Below are 23,039 nucleotides of genomic sequence, written 5' to 3' on the forward strand. Positions count from 1 at the left end.
AGCAGGGCCGGCAGCAGCGCGGGCTCTCCGCCGGTCATGTCGACGGCCCAGGTGACCTCACGGCCGTCGGCCAGGTGAAGGACGTCACCGATCAGTTTCAGCAGCTCGGGCTCGTCGTTGGCGACCCGTCGCGACAGCAGCGTCCTGCCGTCGGCGTCCAGGACGAGGCCGTGATGGTGGCCCTTCCCACTGTCGATCCCCGCCCATACCTGGCTCATCGCGCTCCTGACGTGCTCGTTCGTACCTCTTTGTGCCACGGACGACCTCGCCGGCATTGCTCTACACAGCGACTGGTTCGCACTTCCTAATCGGCGGCCGAGTCGTCGTAGGGTGCCGGGCGGCGAAGCCTGGTGAGCCACGAGACGGCAGCGGGCTGATAGCCACACCCAGCACCCCTGGGCGACCCAACCCTACGAATGGCTCGATCAACCCGATCAAGAAGGTAGAGCGGGCTGAGGGGGTGTCCCTGCCGCCGGGTGCGGCCGGGCACCGCGGCGCGTCTCCCGCGGAGTCCTCCCGCCCCCGGGGGCGGCCGAAAGACCCTGATCACCCTCGGGCATGCTGGCGCGGTGACCGTGCTCTCCGGCTTCCTGCCCATCTGGGTGATCACCGCGCTCGGCTGGGCGGCCGGCCGCTTCGGCGTGCTCGGAGAGCACGGGCAGTCGGTCCTGGGCCGGTTCGCCTTCACGTACGCCATGCCGGCGCTGCTGTTCGTGACCCTGTCCCGCGCCCGTGTCTCCGACCTGGCGAACCCGGGGGTGGCGGTCTTCGCCGCGAGCGTGCTCATCATGTTCGGGCTCGGCCTGCTGATCGGCCGCCGGCTGTTCCGCCGCAAGCGGGCCGAGCGGGCGATATCCGCGATGGCGGGCTCCTATGTGAACTCCGCCAACCTCGGCATACCGGTGGCCGTGCACGTCCTGGGCGACGCGTCGTTCGCGGTCGCGGCGGCCCTCTTCCAGACCCTGATCGTCACCCCCCTGGTCCTGACCCTGCTGGACCTCGACGCGAGGCCCGGCGCGGGCGCCAGACGCCGCCTGCTGCGGCTGCCCCTGCGCAACCCGATCATCGCCGCGTCGGCGGCGGGCGTGGCCGTGGCCGCACTGGGCCTGCGTCTGCCGGAGGCGGTGACCGGGCCGGCCCAGATGCTCGGCGGCGCCGCCGTCCCCGCGGCGCTCTTCGCGCTCGGCATGTCGCTCGACACCCGTAGGACGGGTCCGGCCGCCCCGCCGCTCGCGGAGGCCGCACGGGGCGCGTGTGCCGAACGGTACGTCGTGGTCACCCTCAAGACAGTCGTCCAACCGCTCGTCGCCTACGCGCTCGCCCGCCGGCTGTTCGGCCTCGAAGGCCACGACCTGCTCGCGGTCGTGCTCTGCGCGGGGCTGCCGACGGCCCAGAACGCGTTCATCTTCGCGTCCCAGTACCGCCTCGACACGCGGCTCGTCTCGGACACCGTCGTACTGTCCACCCTGCTGTCCATGGGCTCCCTGACCGTGATCACCTGGCTCCTCGCCTGATCAGGACGGCGGCTGCCCGGCACCACCGGGCGACGGGTGGCGAACCCGCAGGGGGAGGATGGACTTCCGGCGCCCGTACGGGAATAGGTTGGGTCCCATGAGCAATCTCGATCGTCAGGCCGGCCTCTCCGTATGCGGCGGTCGTGGGTTCGTCGTCGCCGAGCCCGTCCGTGAACTCCTCAGCCCCCGGCGCGTTCCGCTCGGCGAGTCCACCGAGGTCCGCCGCCTCCTGCCCAACCTGGGCCGGCGCATGGTGGGCGCCTGGGCCTTCGTCGACCACTACGGCCCCGACGACATCGCCGACGAACCCGGCATGCAGGTGCCGCCGCATCCGCACATGGGCCTGCAGACGGTCAGTTGGCTGCACGAGGGCGAGGCGCTGCACCGCGACAGCACCGGCGTGCTCGCCACGATCCGTCCCCGGGAACTGGGCCTCATGACCTCCGGGCGGGCGATCAGCCACTCGGAGGAGAGCCCCCGCCCCCACGCCCGTTTCCTGCACGGCGCGCAATTGTGGGTGGCGCTGCCCGCGGAACACCGCCACACCGAGCCGCACTTCCAGCACCACACCGACCTGCCGCAGGTCACGGCCCCCGGCCTGACCGCCACGGTCGTCCTCGGCACCCTCGACGGAGCGACGTCGCCGGGTACCGCGTACACCCCGATCGTGGGCGCGGATCTGGCCCTGGCCGAGGGCACGGAGGCGAGCCTGCCGCTCGACCCGGACTTCGAGTACGCGGTGCTCTCCATGTCCGGCGAGGCCCACGTCGACGGCGTCCCGGTCCTCCCGGGCTCGATGCTCTACCTCGGCTGCGGCCGCACCGAACTCCCGCTGCGCGCCGCGTCCGACGCCGGGCTGATGCTGCTGGGCGGCGAGCCGTTCGAGGAGGAGATCATCATGTTCTGGAACTGGATCGGACGGTCCCAAGAGGATATCGCACAGGCCCGCGAAGACTGGATGAACGGCAGCCGCTTCGGTGAGGTGAAGGGCTACGACGGCCCTCCGCTTCCGGCGCCGGAGCTGCCGGCGACGCCGCTGAAGGCGCGGGGGAGGGTGCGCTGAGCTGAGGTCAGCTTTCGAACCGGCATCGGGTGGGCCGACTTCGTCAGTCTTCCGATTCCGAATTGGTCGCAGCCGCTGACTCGGTCCTGGGAGCGAGTCTCGCAAACGCGGGACCGACTGTCATGTGGCGCAGGGTGTGATGACCTTTGGCGGCACGAAGGCTGATTCAATGCCAACTTTCTGATGGGTAGTCAGTTACTGGGTGGCCGTCCATGTGCCGGTGCGGCCTCGAGAACGAGTCGGCCGAAGCGCCCCTGGCAAGGCTGCCGCGTAGTGCGGCGCAGGCAGTGTCCTGATTTGCGCCCCCGGTGATGGCAACGTGAAGACCCCTGCCTGCGTCGACCCGGCGGCTTGTAGCTAGTCGACAAAACGCCGTCTCGCCTTCCTCTCGGTTCGGGACGAGGCCGCTTCTGCGGTCGGGGCATGACCCGATTAAGCGAGTTCAGACGGGTGCCGCCGGTGAGGCAGCATCCGCGAGATCGCGGCGTCGAATTCACCTACGACGTGGCGTGTCTCGTCAGCCCCGGCCGGGAGATCGAAGGGCTGCGCGACGGTCTGGAGGAGGACGTCGCCTTCTTGGACGATGCCGGCGGCGGCCATGAGGGCGCTGGGGTGGGGTTGTTCACAGGCCTCGCGTAGGAGCCGAACGCCGGCCCTTGGGAGCCTGCTCGGTGGCCGGACGGCCGGTGCCCGGCGTGCGGCTGCTTCTCAGGGCCAGGGTTCGGTCGGCCGAACGGTGTCGAAAGCGAGCCCGCTGGAACTCTCTCCGGTACCCGGGGCCTTTTCCCTGCGCACCCAGCTGTGCCAGGAGCCGTCGAACCAGCGGGCCAGCACCGGGCGGCGTGTCGCGGTCACCCCGTCGCGCGGTACCTCCTCCTCGTGGACCCAGAGTCCGGGCGTGATCAACCGACCCTCCGGGCGGGAGTCGAGGCCCGGACCGGTCAGCTCCGCCAGCCGGAACCGGATCACCGCGGTGCTGACCGCCTCCGGGACCAGCGGGAACCAGTAGTCCGGCACCACCGTCTGCACCCCGTATGCGGGCAGCTCACCGGTCGCAACCGGCGGACGTGCCGCCGTCCGCGCCCACCGGTCCCGGCGGTCGATCAGCTCACCCCGGCCGTCCGTGTACCGGTGCTGTACGGCCCAGGCCAGGTTCGCCAGTTCGTCACGGGCCAGCGCCACGTGCTCGAGCACCTCGCCCACCTGGCCGCGCTCGGTGGGCAGCATCAGCAGCCCGGACGCCGCCGGGTGATCCGGGTCGGGGCTGTGCAGGCCGAACATCGACCAGGACGGGTCGTCCCGGCCGGCTCGTCGGACCAAGTGGTGACGGCCGAACACATCCCGCACCAGCAGCCGGTCCAGCACCGTCAGCGAGCCGGTCGGCACTTCCAGCGGCACCAGGAACCAGTCGTTGCCGTAGACCGTCGCGAACGAGATCAGCAGCAGCCGGCCGGTGTCCAGCGTGGACACGTCCGCCGAACCCAGGTCGACCCGCGCGTCCTCCATCTCCCAGAACCGGTCGGCCGGCAGTCCGCCGTAGCGCACCGTCGACGGCAGACCCTCGTCGGTGAAGGTGTGCCGCGGTCCGGGCGGCGCGGCCTCGCTGCCGGGATCGGGGTGCACGTCCAGGCCGTACCAGTCCAGGCCGTCGCCCAGGTACTCCTCGGCGCGCAGCACCGTGCCGCCGGCGGACAACTCGGCGGCGTACTCGAACCGGTGCGGGTCGAAGCAGTCCGGGCCGCGCTCGGCCAGCTGCCCGGTCCACCAGCGCCGCCAGCGCCCCGCCACCTCACCGAGCCCCGGGTCCGCTCCGCCGTCGAACGTGCCCGCGTCCAGCGCTGCCGCCACCGACACCGCGTCCGGCACCCGGCCGTCGAGCAGGCCGACCAGAGTCGTGTCGGACTCGCCGGCCGGCAGCTGATGCGGCGCCAGTGCCGTGACGGCGGCGGAAAGCAGCCCGGCGTCGTCGCACATCCGCAGCAGCGCGGCGCCGCCCTCGGCGCGCAGCCGTTCGTCGACATGGACGGGTTCGTCCTCGACCTGGACGTCCAGCGGACCGAGGCGCGGGTCGTAGGGCACCCAGTCCGCGGCCCCGGCCGGCCGCCAGGCGTCGATCGGTGCACTGTCGCCGGTCATCCGGACCACCGCGGGCGAGCCGGCGTCCTGGGCGGCGAACTCTCCGAACTGCCATTGCCGGGTGAGCAGCCAGAGCGGGTCGTGCACCCGCGCGGCCAGGCCGGATTCGACGTCACCGGTACGGTGCCCGGACTCCAGTCGGAACGGCCCCTCCGGGTCGGTGTTCGGCCGCCGGGTCTCGATCCCGGACAGCGCCTGCCCGGTCGCCCCCTGCGGGGAGATCCGGACAGCGGGGATCAGATCGTCCAGCAGCGGCAGGTCGGCGAGGTCGACGGCGCGCAGCTTGGCCAGTTCCAGAGTCTCCCGGAGCACTTGGACCAGGCCGTCGGAGGTCCAGCCGCGATCCAGGTCCGGGGGAACCGCGATGAGCACGTTGTGCGGTGCCTTGGCGTCCGGCCGGTCGTAGTGGAACGCGATGCCCGTCAGCTCGGTCTCCGTCGGTGCCTGGGCCGCCGGCGGAGACCCGGCCGGCGGCCCGGGTTCGGTGGTGGCCGGGCGCAGCACGTCCGAACCGGGCAGCAGCTCGATCCATTCGTCGAGCAGCAGCCCGCTCATGGCCGCACCGGGCGCGGCGTCGGCCGGGGCGTGCCAGACCAGGTGTGCGGTGGCCCGCGGCCGTCGCCCGGCCGGGAAGGTGCCACCGATCCAGGCGTCGGCCTCGCCGTCCGGACTCTGTGCCGCGCGCAGCCGCTCGACCCGTCCGGCCCGGGCCCCGGCCAGCACCAGCGTCTCGTGCAGGGCATGGACCACCGGCCGCACCGCCGCGTTGCGCCGCAACCAGTCCCCGACATCGGCGCCGGGCAGGTCGCCCCGGCCGGCCGGCACCGCGTGGACGAGCGCGGGCAGCAGCGGGACCTCCGCACCCAGCACCTCGGCCAGCGCCGTCCGTGCCCGGGACAGCCAGCCCTCGGCCGCGCCCGGTCCGGCCGGCTCCGACACCAGGGTGCCGAGCGCCGCCGCGCCGGGGTGCGCGGAGACCAGCGGGTCGGCAGCGAACTCCGCCAGCCGGCGCCGCAGATCAGTCGTCTCGACCGTGCGGTCGCCCGGGTTCTCGGAAAGGTGCGCCGGCAGCAGCGGCTGGGCAGTGGCCAGCAGCGAACGGATCCGGACCGCCCTGCCGCGCAGACCGGTCCAGCCGGGACCGGTGAAGGCGACCGGCGTGTCCGGCGGGGCGCCCTCGGCGTCCAGGACCGCCCGGCGCAGCCGGGCGTGGTCGCCGCCCGCTTCCAACACCGTGCTCAGCGCGCCCAGCCCGATCCGGTCGGCGGTGATCTCGAACGCCCGGCCGTTACCCGGGTCTTCGGGCCCGCGGTCCCGGTCGCCGCCCGGGGCCTCCCCGGGCCCGCCCAGCACGCCGGTCAGAGTCCAGCCCGTCGCCGGGCCGAGCAGGTGCGCGACCCAAGCCTCCACCGCCGGTTGCAGCGCGGCGACCGGGTCGGCGGGCCAAGCGGTCGCCCCGACCGGTAGGTCGGGCAGCAGCGCGGCCACTCGATGGGTCAACGCCCGGGCCCGGCGCGGTGTGCGCAAAACATGGAACGTGTCCGGCACGTCCTCACCACGGCCCAGCGTGTCGGCGGTCAGTCCCGCACGGATCGGGTTGCCCCCTACCAACTGGTGGACGCTCTCGGCCATCACCAGGTCGCCCACCGCGTCCAGTGCGTCGGCGAGGTCGTGCAGCAGGGGTTCCACCGCCCCGTGGTCGGCCGACGGCACCACCGGTGCGCCATCGATGACGCTGGGCAGATCGAGCACGCCGGTACCGGCCCGCACCAGGGCCATCCCATCGACGGCGTTGCGCGCGGAGACGGCCTCCGCGCTGCGCGCCCACAATGGCGCGTCAGCCCCCCCGCCTTCGGGTTCGGGCACGACGGGGAGGGGGAACTGGCGGCGGAACCGCTCGACGAGGTGGTCCAGCTCCGCATCGTGCAGTGACCGCTCGAACCGGTAGCCCAGCAGGGACCCCAGGTTCTGACCTCGGCGCACGCCGCCGAGCAGCCAGCGGGCGATCCGGGCGCGGCGGGAGGTGAGACTGACCGCGTAGGTCTGCTCGCCGGGGTGGCCGATGAAGCCCGAGCGCAGTACGGCCGCGGTCGCCGCGTGCTGAAGCGAGGGCGCGTGGATGTAGCCGTCCTGCCCCGACACCTCGGCAGTGGTGGCCTCGTCGTCCACCTCGATCTCGACCTGCTCCCTCGGCACCGCCGGCCGCAGGTCCTCCACCCAGCCGTAACAGCCGTACCGGACACCGGCGACCCCGGATGTCCGCAGCTCGGCCAGCCGGCGCGACGCCAGTGACGTGATCCAGGCGTCCAGCCGGTGCGAGTGGACGTCGATGACCTCCAGCAGAAGCTCGGGCAGTCGGGTCGTCGGTACGGCGGCGAGTGTCCGCAGCGCCTGCTCCAGTCGTGGCAGCGCGGCCGTGGCCCGGGTGGCGGCCGCGACCCGTTCCGCACGATCGCTGTCGGCCGAACCCTCCAGCACGTCGGCCACAAACTGGTCGACGTCGCTGGTGGCGGCCAGCGCCTGGCGGAGTGGGTCGTCCTCACCGTCGTCGGGGAACGCCCAGTTGGGGAGGAACAGCAGCGCATCGAGCAGCCCACTGGCATCCGGCGGAGCCTCCGGCTGTACTCCCTCGTCCTCGGACGGCAAGGCACCGTCCTCGGGGGGTTGAGCACTGTCCTCGGGCGGCTCGCCGCCCTCGTCCGGCACCTCCCCGCCGACGGCCGGAAGGTCGAAGAACGTGCTGGGCCGAGGCGGGGTCTCCCGGCCGGAGGACAGCTCCACCGGCCAGGCGCGGTCGTAGCTCTCGGCGTCCAACTCGCCTGCCAGGAAGGCGCGCACCGCGGCCAGGTAGTCAGCGGTGGCCGACGCCCGGGCCGGGAAGCCCACCGGGTCCGGGGTGAGCCGGGACACGAACGCCGGGATACCGGTCGCCTCGTCCAGGCCCCAGCCGAGATCGGTCCAGCCGTCGGAGCCAGTGGTCCAGCGCAGCACGCCGTCCGGGGGCAGGCCGGGCAGGCCGAGCTGAGCGGGGGGCTGGTCGCGCGGTGTCTTCGGCACCGCGAACCCGGGGCCGTCCATTCGGCGCATGGCCAGGCCGGTTGCCACTGGGAGCCGCTGCAACGCGTCCACCGCGACCTGATCGACCGGTGTGTCGGAGCGCACTCGGGGGATGGACTCCTCGTCGTTCAGCACCCCGCGCCAGCGGTCCCGCAGCCGCTGCAACCACGGCGCGAGCAGCGCATCCACGCCGCCGGCCTGCCCGGCGCGCCAGTCGCCCAGCGCGGTCGCGGGCAGTACTCCGTACGGCTGACGGCCGACCCGCAGCATCGGCAGCGGCCCCCGACTGCGGACATGCTCGGCGAGATGGTCCCGGACCGCGCGCCACGGCCCGGCCGGGTCGACGGCCCTGACGTGCTGGGCGCCGAGGTCCAGGTGGGACGCCGCAGCCTCGGCGAACCCCTTGCCCAGCGTCGGCCAGGTGAGGAGGGTCAACGCGGCGACGGCCGACGGTTCCGCGTCGGCGGCGCCGGGACAACCGCGCAGGAACCCCGCGTCCGGCAGGCCGAGCGCGTCGGTGAGTGCGTCGGCGACCTGCCGCTGACCGGCCGGCGGCTCCGCGTCTGGGTCCGGCCCGGGGTAGGCCGGGGCCGAGGACCAGCCGGATCGGGCACGCGGAGTGTTGTTGGTCGGGGTACCGGCAGGCAGCATGCCGAGCCCGCCGCCGAATCGGTGACCGTGCAACAAGTCGCGCAGCCGGGCGGCACCGTCCACTGCCGAGTCGTCGCGTACGCCGACGACCAGCAACTCGTCCAGGTGATCGGTGCCGTCGGTGAAGGTCAGCTCGACACCCATGCCCGCCTTGACCGCCTCGAACCAGTCGGTTTCCCAGCCCTCCTCATCGGCGCGCAGCATGCTGATGGGCAGTGGGTCAGGCACCGGACGGCCGAGTCTGTCCACCACCACCTGGCCGTCGGCCAGGCCGAGGAAGCGCCAGCGTTTCGGCATCGCGACCACCCGCCGCCGGCGTTCGTTCGGGTCGTCGGGGTGCAGCGCCGGCGCCGGGGCGCCGGGGCGGCAGGCGCGGACGGCCCAGGCGGCGCGTGCCGGGCGCAGCAGGGTGAGCACCTTCTGCCATGCTTCAGGGCCCGGGTCCTGCCAGTACTCGGTGGAGGCGGCTGCCTCCGCAGGGGTGAGCTCCGGGTCGAACTGGGACAGCAGGATGTCGTCCGGGTAGACCCGCACCCGCAGTGTGCCCGGTTCCCACCAGATGGTCTCCACCCGCACCGGCAGGAGCGCGATCGGGGCGGTGTTGTCCTCGGGGAACAGCGCGGTGCCGGCGGCCAGGGCCCCGGCCAGTTCCTCCCCGGCGCTGCTGACCGAGCTGTTCAGTTGGTCGGCCGTGCGCTGCAGCTCTGCCTGGGCCGCTTCTGCGGCGGTGAGCAGTTCGGGCGTGGCGTGCTCGTCGCCGACCCGGACGGCGTCCTGAAGCCGCCGCACGACGGTCAGTTGCTCGTCCGCGCGGGCCTGTGCGGTGTCCGCCTCGGCACGTGCTCGGTCCAGTTGCGCGCGGGCGGCGAACGGCTCGGTCATGTCCGGTGTGCTCCTGTCCTCGACACGGTGCTCAGTTGCCCAGCAACATGGTGGCCCGGAAGGCCAGTTGGAACGGCTGTTGGAAGGTGATGCGGGCCATGTCGGCCGCATCGCGGCCCCACACCGGTGGATCGGCCGTCGGTGGCCTGCTCGGCGTGGCGGGCGCCGGGTCGAGGCGCACGCATCTGGAGGCGTCCACGGTGACGCCGCTCCAGGTGAGGTCGGCCCAGGTCTCCACCGGAATGGGCTCACCGGAGTCGAATCCGAACTGGGTGCCGCGCATCGGTTCGCGGAACACGAAGAACCAGTCCTCGGCCCGGGCCCGATGCTCGTCGATGCCGGCGAACAGATAGAGCACGGTGGACTCGTCCAGGGCCAGCGGGGTGCCCGGCACCCCGCCGAACGCGGCGGGCAGCTTGCCCTCCTCGCCGCGTACCGCGAGCAGCGCGGTACCTGGGAACCGGCGCAGCAGCTCACCGCGCACCAGCAGCGCCAGGCTGCCCTCGCCGCCGGTGCGCAGCCCGCTGCCCAGCAGGGCGTCCAGCGGCCAGCGGGCGATCTCGTCGACGTCCGCCTCCTCGCCGGGCCAGAACCGGGCGAACGGGGTACCGCGCTGGTCGGTGGGGAACTCCCGCCACAGCAACTCCTGGTTGAACTCGTGGTTGAGCCCGACGAGCAGGGCGGCGACGAACTCCGGATTGGTCTCCAGCAGCGTCACCGAGTCCGACGGCAGGGCGCCGATCCCGGGAATCGCCCACTCGGGCCAGCGGGCCAGCAGTTCCTCGGCGATCGGCACGGTGAACTTCGGGTGCGCCATGATCGGCCGCAGCGGGCGGGCGTCGTCCTCTGTACGCTGCGCCCAGAACTCGGCGGGGATGCGGTCGGTCATCCGCAGGAGCTGCAGCCGCCGCGGGCCGACCCCCGAGCGGAGCTCGCCCGTCAGGCCGGCCTCGGGCGTCTCCGCGTCGATCACACCCATGTCGCTCAGCCGCTGCTCGACGACCGGCCTGGCCCCCTCGGCGAAAGACGTGTCGCCGGTCGCGACGCGGTCGGCACGGCGGGCCAGTGCGCCGGTGCGGCGGGTCAGCCGGACGAACGAGGTGTCGGCCGCCCCGGTCGGCACGGGGGATGCGGCCAGCATCATGGCCAGGGTCGTCGGGGCTCCGACCGGACCGGCGACGGCGTCGGACAGCGGCATGCGGTTGCCCACCGGCGCCATGACGGTGACCAGGTCGGCCACGTCCAGCGGGGTGAAGTGCTTGCGCTGGGCCTGCTCCGCAGCCGCGCCGGCCAGCTCGCCGACGGCCAGCAGCCGGTTCGCCTGCCGGATCTCGCCGACCTGCTCCCAGGCCCGGGCCATCAGGAACTCCTGCTCGAGCTGCACGTAGCGGGCGCCGAGCGCGGCGGCCACCCGGCGGCGCACCTCGAGGTTGAGCGTGCTCATCCAACTGTTCGGGTCGGTGGGCACGGTCTGCCGGCCGCTGTGGTGGCTGCCGTAGAGAGGCGGGGCGACGGCAGCGGTGTCGTGGTCGTCGACGGTAGACCCGGCCTCGGCGCGGCGCCGGGCGGGAGCGTCCAGACGTTCTCGGACGGCGGCCAGGAACCGTTCCTGCGCGGCCGGGTGCGACCACACCTCGGGTGCCGTCGTTCCCGGTACCCGCAGCGCCCCGTCCAGTGCCGTACTGGCCGGCCCGGTCTCCTCATCGGCGGGCCACGGCCGGCCGACGTCGATGGTCCGGGTGCCGAGTCCGGCCTCGGCGGCGGGCCGGAACCGCAGCCGACGTGCCAGTTCCTCGAAGGTGCCCGCCCTCGCGGTACGGAAGGTCCACCAGTGGTAGACGGGCAGGTCGACGGTGACGCCGTCGCCGGCCGTCCAGGCGTCCGCCGTGCCCGCTCCGACCAGGGGCGCGTTGAGGCCGGCGGCCCGGCCGGCCGCGGTGGCCGGCACCACGGCGGCGATCCAGCCGCGATCCGGCTTCAGCATGCGCGGACACAGCAGCCGCGCGACGACGTCGGCAGAGTGGTTGCGCACCCCCTGCGCGGCGAGCTGCTGGGCGGCGCCCAGCTCGGTGACGTTGTCCGGAAGGCGTGCCTCCACGTGTGCCCAGGCCCACCGCTCGGCCGGCGGCGGCAGCGCCGCGACCGGAGCGGTGAGCACCGGCAGCGGGTGCGCGGCGCGCGGTGCGGCCGCTTCGTCCTCGGCCAGCACGATCAATGCCAGCCACGGCAGCGGTGTCGGTCCGGACGGCGTCGGGACCTCGCCCGGGGACAGCAGCCACGGCAGGTCGGCGTGCGCCAGCTCGACACTGGCCAGCACGTTCTCCGCCGCCGGAGCCGAACCGGGCCGCGGTTCCTCGCGCAGCACCATCGTCCGGTCGAAGCCGAGCACATCGCCTGCCCCGACCAGTGTCAGCGTCGGTCCCGCCACCGGCTCCCGCTTCTCCTCGCCGTCGATCTCGCGCCCGAGCAGCACCGACGTCGGCAGCGCCTGCCCCCTCGCCGAAGCCGCCGCACCGACTCGCGCCGAGGAGAAGAACCATCGAGTACTCATGCGTCGCTCCAGCTCGGGCCGCGTGAACCCGGAGTGTGTCGTCGGGGCGTCGCCGGCCAGGTGCTCACCAGGGGGCTCATGTGCGTTGCTCCCAGCTCTCGACGAGTTGAACGGGGGCGTGCGGGTCGCCGAGCTGCCCGCGTACCGCCTCCCAGGCGTCCGCGGTGGCGTTGACCAGCGAGACGTCGTCGAGCACGGGGTGCAGGTCGTCGGCGGCGACCACGCTCATCGTCGGTGGGCGCACCCGGACGGCGGGCTCGGGTGCGCGCCACCGCTGCAGCCGTTCGGCGGCGCCGAGCTCGTACACCGCCTCGCGGCGGAAGAGCCCCGGCCACAGGGAGAACTCCCGTGACGGCAGGCGCGGCTCGTAGCCGGTCTCGTAGCCGTCGTCGACCCGGTGCCCGGCGCCGAGCCGGATGGCGTCGGCGCCCACCTCCACCCCGCCGGCGCGGCTGACGAATGCGGGCTCGGTGAGCTGCTGGTCCTCGGTGAGGTCGAAGAACTCGCCGGGCACGAACCACTCCGGCAGCGAGGGGAGACCGTCGGCTGCCCGCGGCGTGCCGACGGTCACCTCCTTGATCGTCCATTTCTGCACCGGCACCGGCCGACGCTCGAACCGGGAGATCGGCACGCCCAGCGGGACCACCTTCTGGCTGACCCGCAGGGTGGCGTCCGGGTGCACGATGTCGCCCTTGGCCAGCTTTTCGACCGCCGCGGGCGTGAATGCCAGCGCGGTGCGTTCGGCTGCCGGCCGTTCCGCCACCCAGGTCTTCGCCAGACCGACAGCGGCACGCAACGGCTCGAGCGGATCCCGCCCGGCCTGCGGCGTGACCGCCGGCGGGGACCCCCAGCGAATGTCGAAGTCGAGCTCGACGTCCCAGAACAGCACCGAGATGCTGCCGGTGCCGAACGCGTGCCAGGGCGCCGGGCCCTCCAAGGTGAAGTCCAGGCCGACGCTGGCCAGTCGGCGGCCGAACGCACGCACTGCCACTCCGGCCCGCACGCGCACCGCGAACGCGAACACCGGGTCGAAGACGAACAGCGCGTCCAGTCCGAGCCAGCCCTGTACCCCGCAGCCGGCGATCATCGCCTCGAGCTGCACCTGGCCGCCGAACATGACCGCGTTCGAGGTGACCGCGAAGTATGCCTCCATGCGCAGGCCGAAGCCGCTGCCCGGGGCCAGATCCACCTGAAGCCGGCGCAGCGCGGGCACCCCGGCGGGTCGGGTGTACCGGGGGTGGAAGCCGCCGGCGGACATGACGAACTCCGGACGCCGACCACCACGCAACAGCAGGTACATCTCGCCGCGCACGGCCAGTCCGACGATCCACGACCCGGCCAGCGATACCAGCAGCTCGAATTCGGGCACGCCCGTGTCGATCCGGCCGAGCACACTGGCCTGCAGCCGGATCAGCGGCACCACCGGGTCGGGAAGGGCGATCAGGAGCCGTCCCACCAGCACCGCGCGCACCGGGGCGGGCAGTTCCAGGATCAGTGCGCCGGAGAGCGACACCATCCGCCCGCCCCAGGTGATGCGTACCATCGGCCCGACCAGCACCCGCCCGGTGGCCACCGGGAACACGGAGGCCAGCGACTCGACGATCTCCCCGGCGCGTTCCACCGCCTGGTCCGGGAACAGCACCCGGTCGGCGTTGCCGTCGCAGACAAGCTGCTGGAGCGCGGTGACGTCCACGCGCCGGTTGACGCCGACCAGCCCGCCGACCGCGTCCAGCGCGAACCCCAGCCCCAGCTGGATACCGGGATCCGGGAACTTGGCGGCGAGCAGCACGAGGAAGCTGGTCTGGGCGCCTGCGACCGGCGGCCGGAACAGAGCGACGGCCTGCAGTTGCAGCACGCTCAGATCGATCGAGATCAGCCCGGCGTAGCCCTGGTCGGAGGTGCGTCGGACCACGCCGCCGCCGGACACCGGCGGCAGCTCGAGTTCGGTGCCGATGCCGTCCGGAAACAGCTGGCGCAGTCGCTGCGGATCGACTCCCGGCCGGGTCGCCGGCGACAGCACCACCGGCAGGTCGATGCCGGCCCTGTCCAGTGAAACGCGCAGCGGCAGCCCGGGCAGGCCCGCGCTGACCGACACGGACAGCGCCAGCCGCGGCTCGCCGCCGTCGGAGGTCAGTTCCAGGGCGGCGCCCCGGGATTGCACACCTGCGGCGTTCAGATGCAGTGGCAGAGCGGCGTGGAGCGCGCCGGTGCGGGCGAAGCGCAGCCCACCCGCGCGGTCCGCACGGAGGGTGACCGTGACCGACCCGGAACTGCCGGCCATCGGCCTGGCCCTCCCTACGCCGATCAGCTCGGCCAGAGCAGCCGGCAGGATGGCGGCCGCGAGTTCGCGCAGCTCCACCTCGACGGCCGACGGCGCGTCCGGGCTCGCGGTCACGGTGATCGCGATGCCGTTGACGCTGATCCCGGGCCCGTCGGCCATCCCGGCGGCCAGCCGGCCGGTGCGCTGGAACTGGAACGCCGCGGTGCCGCCGGGCGGCGACGGCGGCAGGCTGGGACCGAACGCCGCATCCCAGCCGTCCACCGCGGCGATCGTGGCCTGTGCACTCCACGGGCCTGTGGCCCGCGGCGGTATGGACAGGGCCGCCCCCCGGGTGACCACCACGTCGAACAACGGCCCGCCCGGGGTCACCCCGAGCACCGCACGTCCGGCCGCCGCGCCGGACGGGTCGGTCAGCACCAGGGCCACACCGAGCGGCGCCTCGGGCGCCCGCCGCCACCCGTGCAACCGCACCGGCGAGCCGGCGTCCAGGTCGCCGAGCATCTCCCTCACCAGATCCACCAGCGAGTTCCCCGGCGGCAGCCGGTCGTGTGCCGCGAGCAGCCGTCCGGCCAGTACGGTTCCGGCGGCCGACGGTTCCTCCGGCAGCTCGCGGACCAGGCCCTCCACCGCGTTCTGGGCCAGTGCGCGCAGCTGGTCGGTGACCTGGCGCAGGAGTTCGACGGGGTCCATGTCGGCTCACCCGAGCCCGAGTTCGCCGTTGTCGATCAGCAGCGCACGGCCGAAGCAGCCGAGTCCCAGCCAGCGGCCGTCCGGGCTGAACTCCATGGCCAGCACCTCGTCGGTGGTCACCGCGTAGAGCTCCTTGCCGTCCAGATTGAACAGGCGCACCACGTTGTCGATGGAGGCACTGGCCGCCACCTTTCCGTTCGGGCTGAACGCCACATGTGTGACGGCACCGAATCCGGGGTCGGGGAGACCGGGGGCCAGCTTCGGCGCCCGGCACTTCTCCACCCCTGACTCCGCCTCCAGCACCCGGGCGAACCCGTCGGAGCCGCCCACCACGGTCCACTTGCCCTTCGGGTCGAACGCCAGGCAGTTCGGGGCGGTGACCTGCTCGTCGACCTCGTCCTCGGTCGGCCACAACTGCGCCCCGTCGTCGGCCTGGAACATCCGGGTGGTGTCGTCGGCGGCGCAGCACAGCACCAGGGAGGCGTCCGGGCTGAAGGCGACGGCGAGTACCGCGTCGTCCGGAGTCAGCCGCCCGCGTTCGGCGCCGGTGGCCAGCTCCAGCACCCGCGCGGACCCGGCGTGCCGGTGGTCACCACCGTGACGTTCGTCGATGGCCAGCGCCACCAGGGCGCCGTCCCGGCTGAGGTCGACGTCTGCGATCTGTGGCGTGTCGACGGCGATCCGCCGCGATGAAGCCCCGGTCGCACCATCGAGTACGACGACCGCCGCGTCGGTGGTCGCGACCACCTTGCCGTCAGGGCTGAACCCCACCGTGTTCACGGAGCTGCCCGGGTCGATGGGACCCTGCCAGACCACAGCACCCGTCGAGCTGGAGCGGAGGAACACCTGCTCGAAGTCGGCCACCGCAAACGACGCGGCGTCCGGACCGAACACGATGCCGGTCACGGACCCCTCGCAGGGCACGTCCAGCGGAGCACCGACGCCGGCCGCGCGCACCCGCAGCACCGAATCGCTGCCGCCGCTGGCGAACCGGGTGCTGTCGGGCGTGAATGCGATCGCCTGGACCGATCCCTCATGTTCGACCGTGAGCGCCACGGTGCCCGGCTGACTCATGACCAGCTCCTCCTTGTACCGGACCGTCCCTCAAACGATCGGCAGCGAAAGCTCGAAGACCGCGCTCCCGCCGCGCACGGTCACCGTCACCGTCGTCGGGCCGAGATTGTCCGGATTGTTGAACCGGTACAGCGCGTATGCGTTGGCACCGACCATTTCGATGGCCGGCAGCGGTCCGGGGGCAGGCCCTTCGGCAAGGCTCAGGGGTTGCCCGCCTGCGACGATTTCCACGCCGACGTCGGTGTCCTCGAGATCGAACGACTTTTCCACCGCGATGGCCACATTGACGCGCACCGAACCGTCGGCCACCTCGCCGAGAGAGGGGTACACCCAGAAGTCACCGGCGAGTCGGGGAGCATCCGGAACCATGGGGCTCATCACGGCACCCTGCAATTCACGGTCCACTCCCGGGTGAACAGTACGGTTCCGCCGTTGCACACATCGATGAGCTGCCCGCGGAAATCGACATCGATCCGGTAGAAGGTGCCGGGTGGCCCGGCGCCTCCCGGCGTGTCCCTGCCCAGGTACTCCGTCCCGGAGCGCCGCTTGACCAGATACATGTCGTTGCGGTTCTCATTGCCGACGGAGGCGTTCCGGTGGCCGTAGTCCAGATCGACATGGAACGGGTTGGACGGGCTCGAGGCGGCCTGTCCGTCCTCGGTGAAATGGTCGTCGGTGGAACCAGGCCCTGGGCGGGAACGCATCAGCCGTGGCGACGGCACCCCGTTCTCCTTGGTGATGTACGCCACCGGCTGCCCGTTCACCTCGAGCTCGCCCCGGACGAACTGCCGGTACTCGCCACAGGCCGGTACCGACGGGTCGGCGTCCGTGAACACCGCGTGCATGTCGAACTCACCGCCGCACCGCACGTTGGGCTGTGTCCGCTTGCTGCAACTCGACAACCTTGCCGGAACGTCCACGCTCGCCACATCGGCCTGCGGCCACTCGATCACGTCGTCGATCGGGCCGGTGAAACCTGCTCGGACCAGCTCCGGCCATTTCCCCGGCGCGGTGACCGGCAGTGGGTAACCCGGGCGCACCACGCTGTTCTCGATGTCGTAGTTCAGGTAACTGGCGCCCTTGAAGAAGTATGCCGACCCGTTTCCCCAGTTGACCGCGCCGTCCACGCCGGACATGAACGCCGCGGGGAAGTCCGGCCAGCCCTCGCTGATGTCGCGGGGGTAGATGGCGTGGTCGACGAAGTCTTTCGCGATGTGGTAGCAGACGTACTTCGACCCCTTGAAGAAGAACGCCCGGCCGTCACCCCAGTTGATCGCCGCGTCCATCCCGGCGGCGAACGACGCGGGCAGGGCCGGCCACTGCTCGGCCGTGTCATGCGGGTAGAAGTCGGCGTCGACGGTCTCGTCGGTGGCGTCCCAGCCGACGTATCGCGGACCCTTGAAGAAATAGGCGAAGCCGTCCGGCCAGGTCACCACAGCGTCGATGCCGTGGGTGAACGATGCGGGCATCGCGGTCCATGCCTCTGCGACGCCGCGCGGGTAGAAGTCGTGATTGACCGTCTCCTCGCCGGTCGCCGCATCGATCTCGTAGCGGACGTATTTGCCGCCACGGAAAAAGAACACTGTCCGTACGGATGCCATAGCTGCTCCTTCCATGAGCAGGAGGTCCACTCGGTTGGCTCCGACGGGCGCTCCGGAGTTCCGTGGCCGCTGTCTGCTGTCGCGGCAGCCCGGTCTAGCTGCCCCCCTTCTTCTCCACGGCCATCTCGGCCCAGGTCCCCGCCGTGACCCCTGCTTGGTCGAGGTGCCAAGCGGCCTGCAGGCAATGGAGTGCCGGGGTGCCGACTCTCCCGTACAGGCTGCTCGCCGGTATGAGTTCGGCGAGGCGAGTGGTGAGCTGACCCACGTCGAACGGCGCATCGGCGTGTGCTCCGTTCCGCAGTTGCGCGATGACATTGAGGGAGTCGGCCGATTCCTCGCGCGCTTTCCAGAAGTCCTTGACCCCTTCGATTTCCCATTTCGGGGGAAGCAGGTTCTTAAGACTCCATCCGAGAGCACGATCGGACACGGTCGTGAATATGGCATTGGTGCACACCTCGGCTGCCTCGCCGAGCGGTACGTCCGGTACATCCTGTGCGGAAGCGGCTTCCTCCTGCTTCTCCTTCATCTCTGCGGTCTGCTGACGAAAGACCTCCTGAGCTTTTGCCCGATCCTTCTTCGACCCCTCGGGATCACCCAGCTTCGGCAGGGACGAGGCGGCCCGAGCTGTGGCCCTCGCGAGCTCGCGCCGTTGCTGCGGAGGCGTCTTCGGGTCGCTGACCATTTCTGTCGCTCTGGCCACGTCCGCCGCCGGCCCCGCCACCCGCGCGATCTCCGGGACGGTCCTCGCTGATCGGCCGGGCACGCCATCGCTTCCTGGAGCCAGTGCGGCGGTCAGCGGCTGCAGGATCAGGTTCAGCTGCTTCCGGAGCTCGGGAGGCGTCTCAGGATCGCCAATCACTCCCAGAGCTGAAGTCGCCTGCTCCAACGTCGAGGTGATGGTCGCCCGTAGCTCGGCCGGCACCTGCGCGTCGTGGCTCCCCTCCAGCGCCGAGGCGACCTGCCGCACGATCACCGTCAGCTGCTCCCGCGTCTCAGGAGGCGTCTCAGGGTTGCTGATCACCGCCAGCGCGGAGGTCACCTGCTGTGCGATTCCGGTGACCTCTCCGCGCTCCTGCGGTGACGTCTTCGGGTCCTTCACCGCCTTGAGCGTCGCAGTCAGCTGCTGCATGGCCGGCACGAGCTCCTCAGGGGCGTTCTGCCCGGCCGTGTTCAGGTCCGTCGTTGCTGCTTCAACCTCCTTCTTCTGCTCTGTCAGCTGTTCGGAGACAGAACGCCCCGGGCCTACGTCCACTGACGGCGGATCAGGCTCTGGTGTCTTTCCCGGCGAGAGCGTGTCGCCCGGCGAGAGCGTGTCGCCCGGAGGGGGCGTGTTCTCCGGCGGGGGCGGGTCGTCCGGCTCCGAGGGAGGCGCTGTGGGGGTTCCCGGAGGCGGGGGCGGGTCGTCCGGCTCCGGAGGAGGAGGCGTTGTCTGAACGGGTGCTGCCGTCGTGCTCCCGGTGCCGGTTCGAGGCGCTGCCGCTGCACTTGCCAAGCCGGCCGGCAGTACGAGCGAGACCGCCAAGGCGGTTGCTCCGACCACGCGGATGAGGTTGCGCCGGGCGATTGTGGCCATGATTGGTTCCAGATGCGCCTTTTCGGTGGTGTCGGCTGGTCCGTTGCGGACCGGCCCCTTGGGAGAGAGAACGGCTCCCACCGGAGATCTGCGGCTCAACAGTGCATGAGCGATCTGACTTCCACTCTTTACCCGTATGGCGCATCCTGCAACGCGACGGGTATGCCGCCACTGATTGAAGAGGAAAATGTGTGACTGGCCAAACATGTCGCCGTCAGTCGGCCCGGCGGTTGGTCCGGCACGTCGCGCTTTTGGCGGAGAAGAGGCTAGGTTCCGTTCGGCCGCAGCAGTTGTGCGAAGGGGATCGCGGCCATGGTTTTGGTGAGCGCGACGCCGTATCTCTCCCTTTCTCGCTCATCCTCTTCCGCCGCCTCCTTCCTGAAGCGCAGGACTTCGCGGGGCTCGTACGACAGAATATATGCTTGGAAGTCGGCGCTGGACCCCGTCCACCCGTAGTAGGACACCACGTGTCTGGCTTGGCGAGTCACGTTGATCATATTGTTGTTGTGAAGGACTCTGCCGCGATTGATGATGTGGTCATCGCATTCGATGGGAGGACAGTAGAACTGCTTGTCGTCTGTGTGCCAGGAATAATGCGGGACTGTGAAATCATCATCGATTCTCCCGCGGTCCTTCCGCATGATGGTCATGGTCAAATCGGACTCGATCACGTCGTACGTGGCGGATTTGGGCAGTTGCACAACTCTTTCTTTGACGTATTGCTCGCCCGGCTCGAGCCAGTTGCCGGGTCCGTAGAATCGTCCGGCGCTGATCGTCTCCCGGATGGGAGACTTCACGTAACGCCCTACTTTTGATTCATCGGTCGTGGCGCCCGACAGCTTCCTCCAGTCCATCAGCCCGCTACCGTCGCTCGCGTACTTCGCAGAGGTCCCGTAGACCCCGAAACCGTCGCTGATGATGTAGGCCGGAACCTTTCCGGAGTTTCGGGCCCGGAAGGTCACGGGGAGATGGATGAGCGGCTGCTTCGCATCGGACTGCGGCGTCCCGAATTCCACCTCCAGCTCGAAAAGGACCGGAGCGGACGTCGGTTGATAGAGTGCAGAATACGCCAGGTTCAAGGTGGCCAGAAGAGTTGTTGCCGTCACACCGGCCGCAAATTGTTTGGGGTAGGGAATCCCTCTCCATGCTTTTTCTCTGATGAGCGACTGCATCGCCCACAGGGACCAGCACCAGAGCGGAAGGTATGTCAGCACATAGGGCGTGTATTCTCTCTCCTGGAGCCACATGGACAGCAGCAGGCCATTGACGACGAGTCCAATGAAAACGCCGAGCAGGACCACTGCGCCGGAGAACTTCAGCTGGCGCTTTCCCCAGTAGTCGAGCACCGCCAGTGCGGCCACGCCCTGCACTGCCCCCGCGAAGGCGAACAGGAACCCGGTGACACGCCCGGCGAAAGTCAGGGCCCCGATGGCGTCCGGCATCCCTACGGCAATGAGCAGGACCATGGAGCCCAGCAGGCCGGCCATCATGAGAGCGATGGTCGAGCGCCTCCGCCATGGGCGGGCGGGCCAGGTCCTGCTGTCTCCGCCGAGCCAGACTATGAATGACCGGTCTTCCACATCCACGTTGTCCGGGTGACCGAGGCGTCGGAGAACCTTTCGCAGCCCCCGCAGTGACCAGGCGCTGCCTACCTTCTTGCCACCCGTGGTGACCTCGCGCAGGCCGCGGCCGTCCGGTGGCTGCACCACCACCTTCGGTCTGTTCATGGGGCCACGATCAGATTCGCCCCGGGTGCGTGCAAACCAGGTTGGACCGTCCAGCGCAGCACCAGGCCGCCGGGGCCGGCCTTCAGTATCGGGGCTTGGCGACTTGGCCGTAACGCCATTCACGGCCCTTCGACATCTCGAAGTGCAGGTGCGGGCCGGTGGAGTTCCCTGTGTTGCCCACCTTTCCGATCTGCTGGCCCGCGGCGACCTGCTGGCCGGGCTTCACCTGGCGCTGTGACAGGTGGCAGTACGTGTAGACATGACCGTTGTCCCCACGCAGTCCGATCCACTGGCCGTACGCGCCCCCCTCGCCGTTGGACCAGGCGATGGTGCCGCTGCGTACGGCTACCACCGGAGTGCCCGACCGGGCGGCGAAGTCCTGGCCGGTGTGCCGTCCGGTGCCGTCCGGCTTCCATGCGTACGGGCCGGGTGAGAAGAATTCGAAGGTGACCTTGTGGCCGGGCACAGGTGACGTCACGCGTCCCTTGGCCGGCGGGCTGGCGCGGCCGGCGGCAGGGCGGGCACCTTTGCAGTCGACGGAGAAGCCGGCGTGACGGCCCAGTGTGGTGAGGGAAGTGCAGCCGGGTACGCCGTCGGCGTCCGCCCCCTTGAAGCCCTGGGCGAGTTGTTCGGCACGGTAGGCGGCCTTGGTCTGTTCGCCGAAGAGCCCGGTGGCTCCGTCCGGGATCTTTCGGCCCCGGGCGATCAGGGCTTTCTGCACCGTGTGGACGTCCGTGTTCTTCTTGCCGAACTGGACGTTGGAGAGTGCGACCATGACGGTCTCCTTAGTATCCGCGGGCAGGCCGGTTCGGGTCCGCCTGCTGAACGCGGGTGGCGAAGTCGGAGCCGGACCGGTTCACGTGGTAGCGGTCGCGCACGTAGTTGATCGTGGCGCACATGTCCGCGACCACGTCGTAGGGAGTGGTGGCTGTGCCCGCCTGGTGGTACATCGCGAATGTCGGTGGGACGCACTGCGTTGCGCCGCGTGAGCAGTTCTTCGGGTGGCCGTCCGGCGCGCGTCCACCCCGCGCGTTGGCGTCCGTCAGGTTCACCCGGAACTTCGGGTGGTTGTCGAGGGACTCTCGCCGGGTGATGGTGGTCAACGCCGGGACGCCGAACCACGGATCCATGCCCGTCAGCTCGCACGCCTTCTTGGCGTAGCGCCGCATGGCAGCCTCGCCGACGCCGTCGTCGGGGTCGTGGTAGGTGACCTGGCTGAGGCTGAGCCCACCGCCACCGCCGGTGAGTGCGGCGCTGCAGTCGACGGAGAAGCCGGCGTGACGGCCCAGTGTGGTGAGGGAAGTGCAGCCGGGTACGCCGTCGGCGTCCGCCCCCTTGAAGCCCTGGGCGAGTTGTTCGGCACGGTAGGCGGCCTTGGTCTGTTCGCCGAAGAGCCCGGTGGCTCCGTCCGGGATCCTTCGGCCCCGGGCGATCAGGGCTTTCTGCACCGTGCGGACGTCCTCGTTCTTCAGGCCGAAGCGGACGCTTGACAGGGCGACCATGACTGCTCCCGTCCAGCTCAGCATTCACCGATGCCCGGAAGCCAGGCGTCCGGGTGGTCGATGAAGATGTTGGAGAGATAACCGCCGAGCGCCGGTACGAAGGACCAGGCGTTGTTGATGAGTCCCGAGGCATTGACTGTGTCGCCCTGCGTCTGGCACTGCACCAGCACGCGCGTCGGCCCGGACAGCACAGTGACGACGGGTGCCCCGAGACGGGGCTCCGCCCGTACATTGACCCTGGTCCCCCATGTGACGAAGTTGCCTTCCGTGGCGTCGCCGTCGCCGTCGACCGGCGCCTCCCCCAGAATGGGCGCGCTCCAGTCCTGCGCGTCGTCGCAGCGCGCGTCCGCCACCACCGAGAGATGGAAATGCCTGTCGTGCGGGTTGGGACCGTTGTACGGCTCCCACTGCCAGCTCCGGTTGGTGGCGATCCGGCTGTTGGCGATGACGTATTTGATCCTCGGGTCGCGGGTGCCGAGCAGCTGGTCGGCCACCTGCTGGATGTCGAGACCATGAGCGGGGTCATGCGTGAAGTCGCGGGCGGTGACGATGCCGGGCCCGAACCAGGGGTTGTGGTCGCTCGCGCTGCCGCGCGCCCAGTGGGCCTGGTCTCCGATGCCGCCGTCGGAGGCGAGGCTGCGTCCGGGGAATCGGGCGTCGAGCTGCCGCCGAAGGGTTTCCAGGCTGTTCGCGACGCGCCACGACATGGTGGCCTCCTAGTCGATGTCGGCCCGGTG

15 protein-coding genes are annotated in these 23,039 nt (G+C 70.9%); 3 read left to right on the forward strand and 12 right to left on the reverse strand.

Annotated features, from left to right (window positions below):
- Positions 1-218 (reverse strand): transposase (locus ACFYOP_RS24350; RefSeq protein WP_388452748.1); only part of this gene is annotated, 218 nt, incomplete at its 3' end.
- 351 nt (positions 219-569) lie between these two features.
- On the opposite strand from ACFYOP_RS24350, the gene ACFYOP_RS24355 reads away from it, so the two are divergent.
- From ACFYOP_RS24355 to ACFYOP_RS24365, 3 genes are all read left to right on the forward strand, one after another.
- Positions 570-1,514: an AEC family transporter gene (locus ACFYOP_RS24355; protein ID WP_356893731.1), complete on the forward strand. Its 945-nt coding sequence runs from the start codon at positions 570-572 to the stop codon at positions 1,512-1,514.
- A gap of 97 nt (positions 1,515-1,611) precedes the next feature.
- A complete protein-coding gene (locus ACFYOP_RS24360) occupies positions 1,612-2,577 on the forward strand; it encodes a pirin family protein (protein WP_356893729.1) in 966 nt (321 codons plus the stop codon).
- Between the two features lie 423 nt (positions 2,578-3,000).
- Complete coding sequence (locus tag ACFYOP_RS24365; protein ID WP_356893727.1) at positions 3,001-3,216, forward strand: hypothetical protein; 216 nt, start codon at positions 3,001-3,003, stop codon at positions 3,214-3,216.
- 69 nt (positions 3,217-3,285) lie between these two features.
- On the opposite strand, the gene ACFYOP_RS24370 is transcribed toward ACFYOP_RS24365, so the two are convergent.
- From ACFYOP_RS24370 to ACFYOP_RS24420, 11 genes are all read right to left on the reverse strand, one after another.
- Complete coding sequence (locus tag ACFYOP_RS24370) at positions 3,286-9,303, reverse strand: hypothetical protein (RefSeq protein ID WP_356893725.1); 6,018 nt, start codon at positions 9,301-9,303, stop codon at positions 3,286-3,288.
- A 31-nt stretch (positions 9,304-9,334) separates the two neighbouring features.
- Positions 9,335-11,854: a hypothetical protein gene (locus tag ACFYOP_RS24375; RefSeq protein ID WP_356893723.1), complete on the reverse strand. Its 2,520-nt coding sequence runs from the start codon at positions 11,852-11,854 to the stop codon at positions 9,335-9,337.
- Positions 11,855-11,930: 76 nt separating this feature from the next.
- On the reverse strand, positions 11,931-14,825 hold the full coding sequence (locus tag ACFYOP_RS24380; RefSeq protein WP_356893721.1) for a DUF6603 domain-containing protein: 2,895 nt from the start codon (positions 14,823-14,825) through the stop codon (positions 11,931-11,933).
- Between the two features lie 6 nt (positions 14,826-14,831).
- Positions 14,832-15,899, reverse strand: coding sequence for a WD40 repeat domain-containing protein (locus ACFYOP_RS24385; protein ID WP_356893719.1), 1,068 nt, complete (start codon positions 15,897-15,899; stop codon positions 14,832-14,834).
- Between the two features lie 30 nt (positions 15,900-15,929).
- A complete protein-coding gene (locus ACFYOP_RS24390) occupies positions 15,930-16,304 on the reverse strand; it encodes a hypothetical protein (protein WP_388452754.1) in 375 nt (124 codons plus the stop codon).
- Positions 16,277-17,500: a hemopexin repeat-containing protein gene (locus ACFYOP_RS24395; RefSeq protein ID WP_356893715.1), complete on the reverse strand. Its 1,224-nt coding sequence runs from the start codon at positions 17,498-17,500 to the stop codon at positions 16,277-16,279. The genes ACFYOP_RS24390 and ACFYOP_RS24395 overlap by 28 nt, the downstream gene beginning before the upstream one ends.
- Positions 17,501-17,594: 94 nt before the next feature.
- Positions 17,595-18,629: a hypothetical protein gene (locus tag ACFYOP_RS24400; RefSeq protein ID WP_356893713.1), complete on the reverse strand. Its 1,035-nt coding sequence runs from the start codon at positions 18,627-18,629 to the stop codon at positions 17,595-17,597.
- Positions 18,630-19,339: 710 nt separating this feature from the next.
- Positions 19,340-20,800 carry a Yip1 family protein gene (locus ACFYOP_RS24405; RefSeq protein ID WP_356893711.1) on the reverse strand — a complete coding sequence of 487 codons (1,461 nt, stop codon included), beginning with the start codon at positions 20,798-20,800 and terminating at the stop codon, positions 19,340-19,342.
- Positions 20,801-20,882: 82 nt separating this feature from the next.
- Positions 20,883-21,575 carry a peptidoglycan DD-metalloendopeptidase family protein gene (locus ACFYOP_RS24410; RefSeq protein WP_356893709.1) on the reverse strand — a complete coding sequence of 231 codons (693 nt, stop codon included), beginning with the start codon at positions 21,573-21,575 and terminating at the stop codon, positions 20,883-20,885.
- A gap of 10 nt (positions 21,576-21,585) precedes the next feature.
- A complete protein-coding gene (locus ACFYOP_RS24415; RefSeq protein ID WP_356893707.1) occupies positions 21,586-22,302 on the reverse strand; it encodes a peptidoglycan-binding protein in 717 nt (238 codons plus the stop codon).
- A 17-nt stretch (positions 22,303-22,319) separates the two neighbouring features.
- On the reverse strand, positions 22,320-23,009 hold the full coding sequence (locus ACFYOP_RS24420; RefSeq protein ID WP_356893705.1) for a hypothetical protein: 690 nt from the start codon (positions 23,007-23,009) through the stop codon (positions 22,320-22,322).
- Positions 23,010-23,039 lie beyond the last annotated feature (30 nt).

This window comes from Streptomyces sp. NPDC006294 (assembly GCF_042870895.1).
Taxonomy (GTDB): Bacteria; Actinomycetota; Actinomycetes; order Streptomycetales; family Streptomycetaceae; genus Streptomyces.

Bases quoted from the DNA above. Each gene is read 5' to 3' on its own strand.
- ACFYOP_RS24360 (WP_356893729.1), top strand. From the start codon at position 1,612: ATGAGCAATCTCGATCGTCAGGCCGGCCTCTCCGTATGCGGCGGTCGT.
- ACFYOP_RS24365 (WP_356893727.1), top strand. From the start codon at position 3,001: ATGACCCGATTAAGCGAGTTCAGACGGGTGCCGCCGGTGAGGCAGCAT.
- ACFYOP_RS24370 (WP_356893725.1), bottom strand. From the start codon at position 9,303: ATGACCGAGCCGTTCGCCGCCCGCGCGCAACTGGACCGAGCACGTGCC.
- ACFYOP_RS24375 (WP_356893723.1), bottom strand. From the start codon at position 11,854: ATGAGTACTCGATGGTTCTTCTCCTCGGCGCGAGTCGGTGCGGCGGCT.
- ACFYOP_RS24380 (WP_356893721.1), bottom strand. From the start codon at position 14,825: ATGGACCCCGTCGAACTCCTGCGCCAGGTCACCGACCAGCTGCGCGCA.
- ACFYOP_RS24385 (WP_356893719.1), bottom strand. From the start codon at position 15,899: ATGAGTCAGCCGGGCACCGTGGCGCTCACGGTCGAACATGAGGGATCG.
- ACFYOP_RS24395 (WP_356893715.1), bottom strand. From the start codon at position 17,500: ATGGCATCCGTACGGACAGTGTTCTTTTTCCGTGGCGGCAAATACGTC.
- ACFYOP_RS24400 (WP_356893713.1), bottom strand. From the start codon at position 18,629: ATGCAGCAGCTGACTGCGACGCTCAAGGCGGTGAAGGACCCGAAGACG.
- ACFYOP_RS24405 (WP_356893711.1), bottom strand. From the start codon at position 20,800: ATGAACAGACCGAAGGTGGTGGTGCAGCCACCGGACGGCCGCGGCCTG.
- ACFYOP_RS24410 (WP_356893709.1), bottom strand. From the start codon at position 21,575: ATGGTCGCACTCTCCAACGTCCAGTTCGGCAAGAAGAACACGGACGTC.
- ACFYOP_RS24415 (WP_356893707.1), bottom strand. From the start codon at position 22,302: ATGGTCGCCCTGTCAAGCGTCCGCTTCGGCCTGAAGAACGAGGACGTC.
- ACFYOP_RS24420 (WP_356893705.1), bottom strand. From the start codon at position 23,009: ATGTCGTGGCGCGTCGCGAACAGCCTGGAAACCCTTCGGCGGCAGCTC.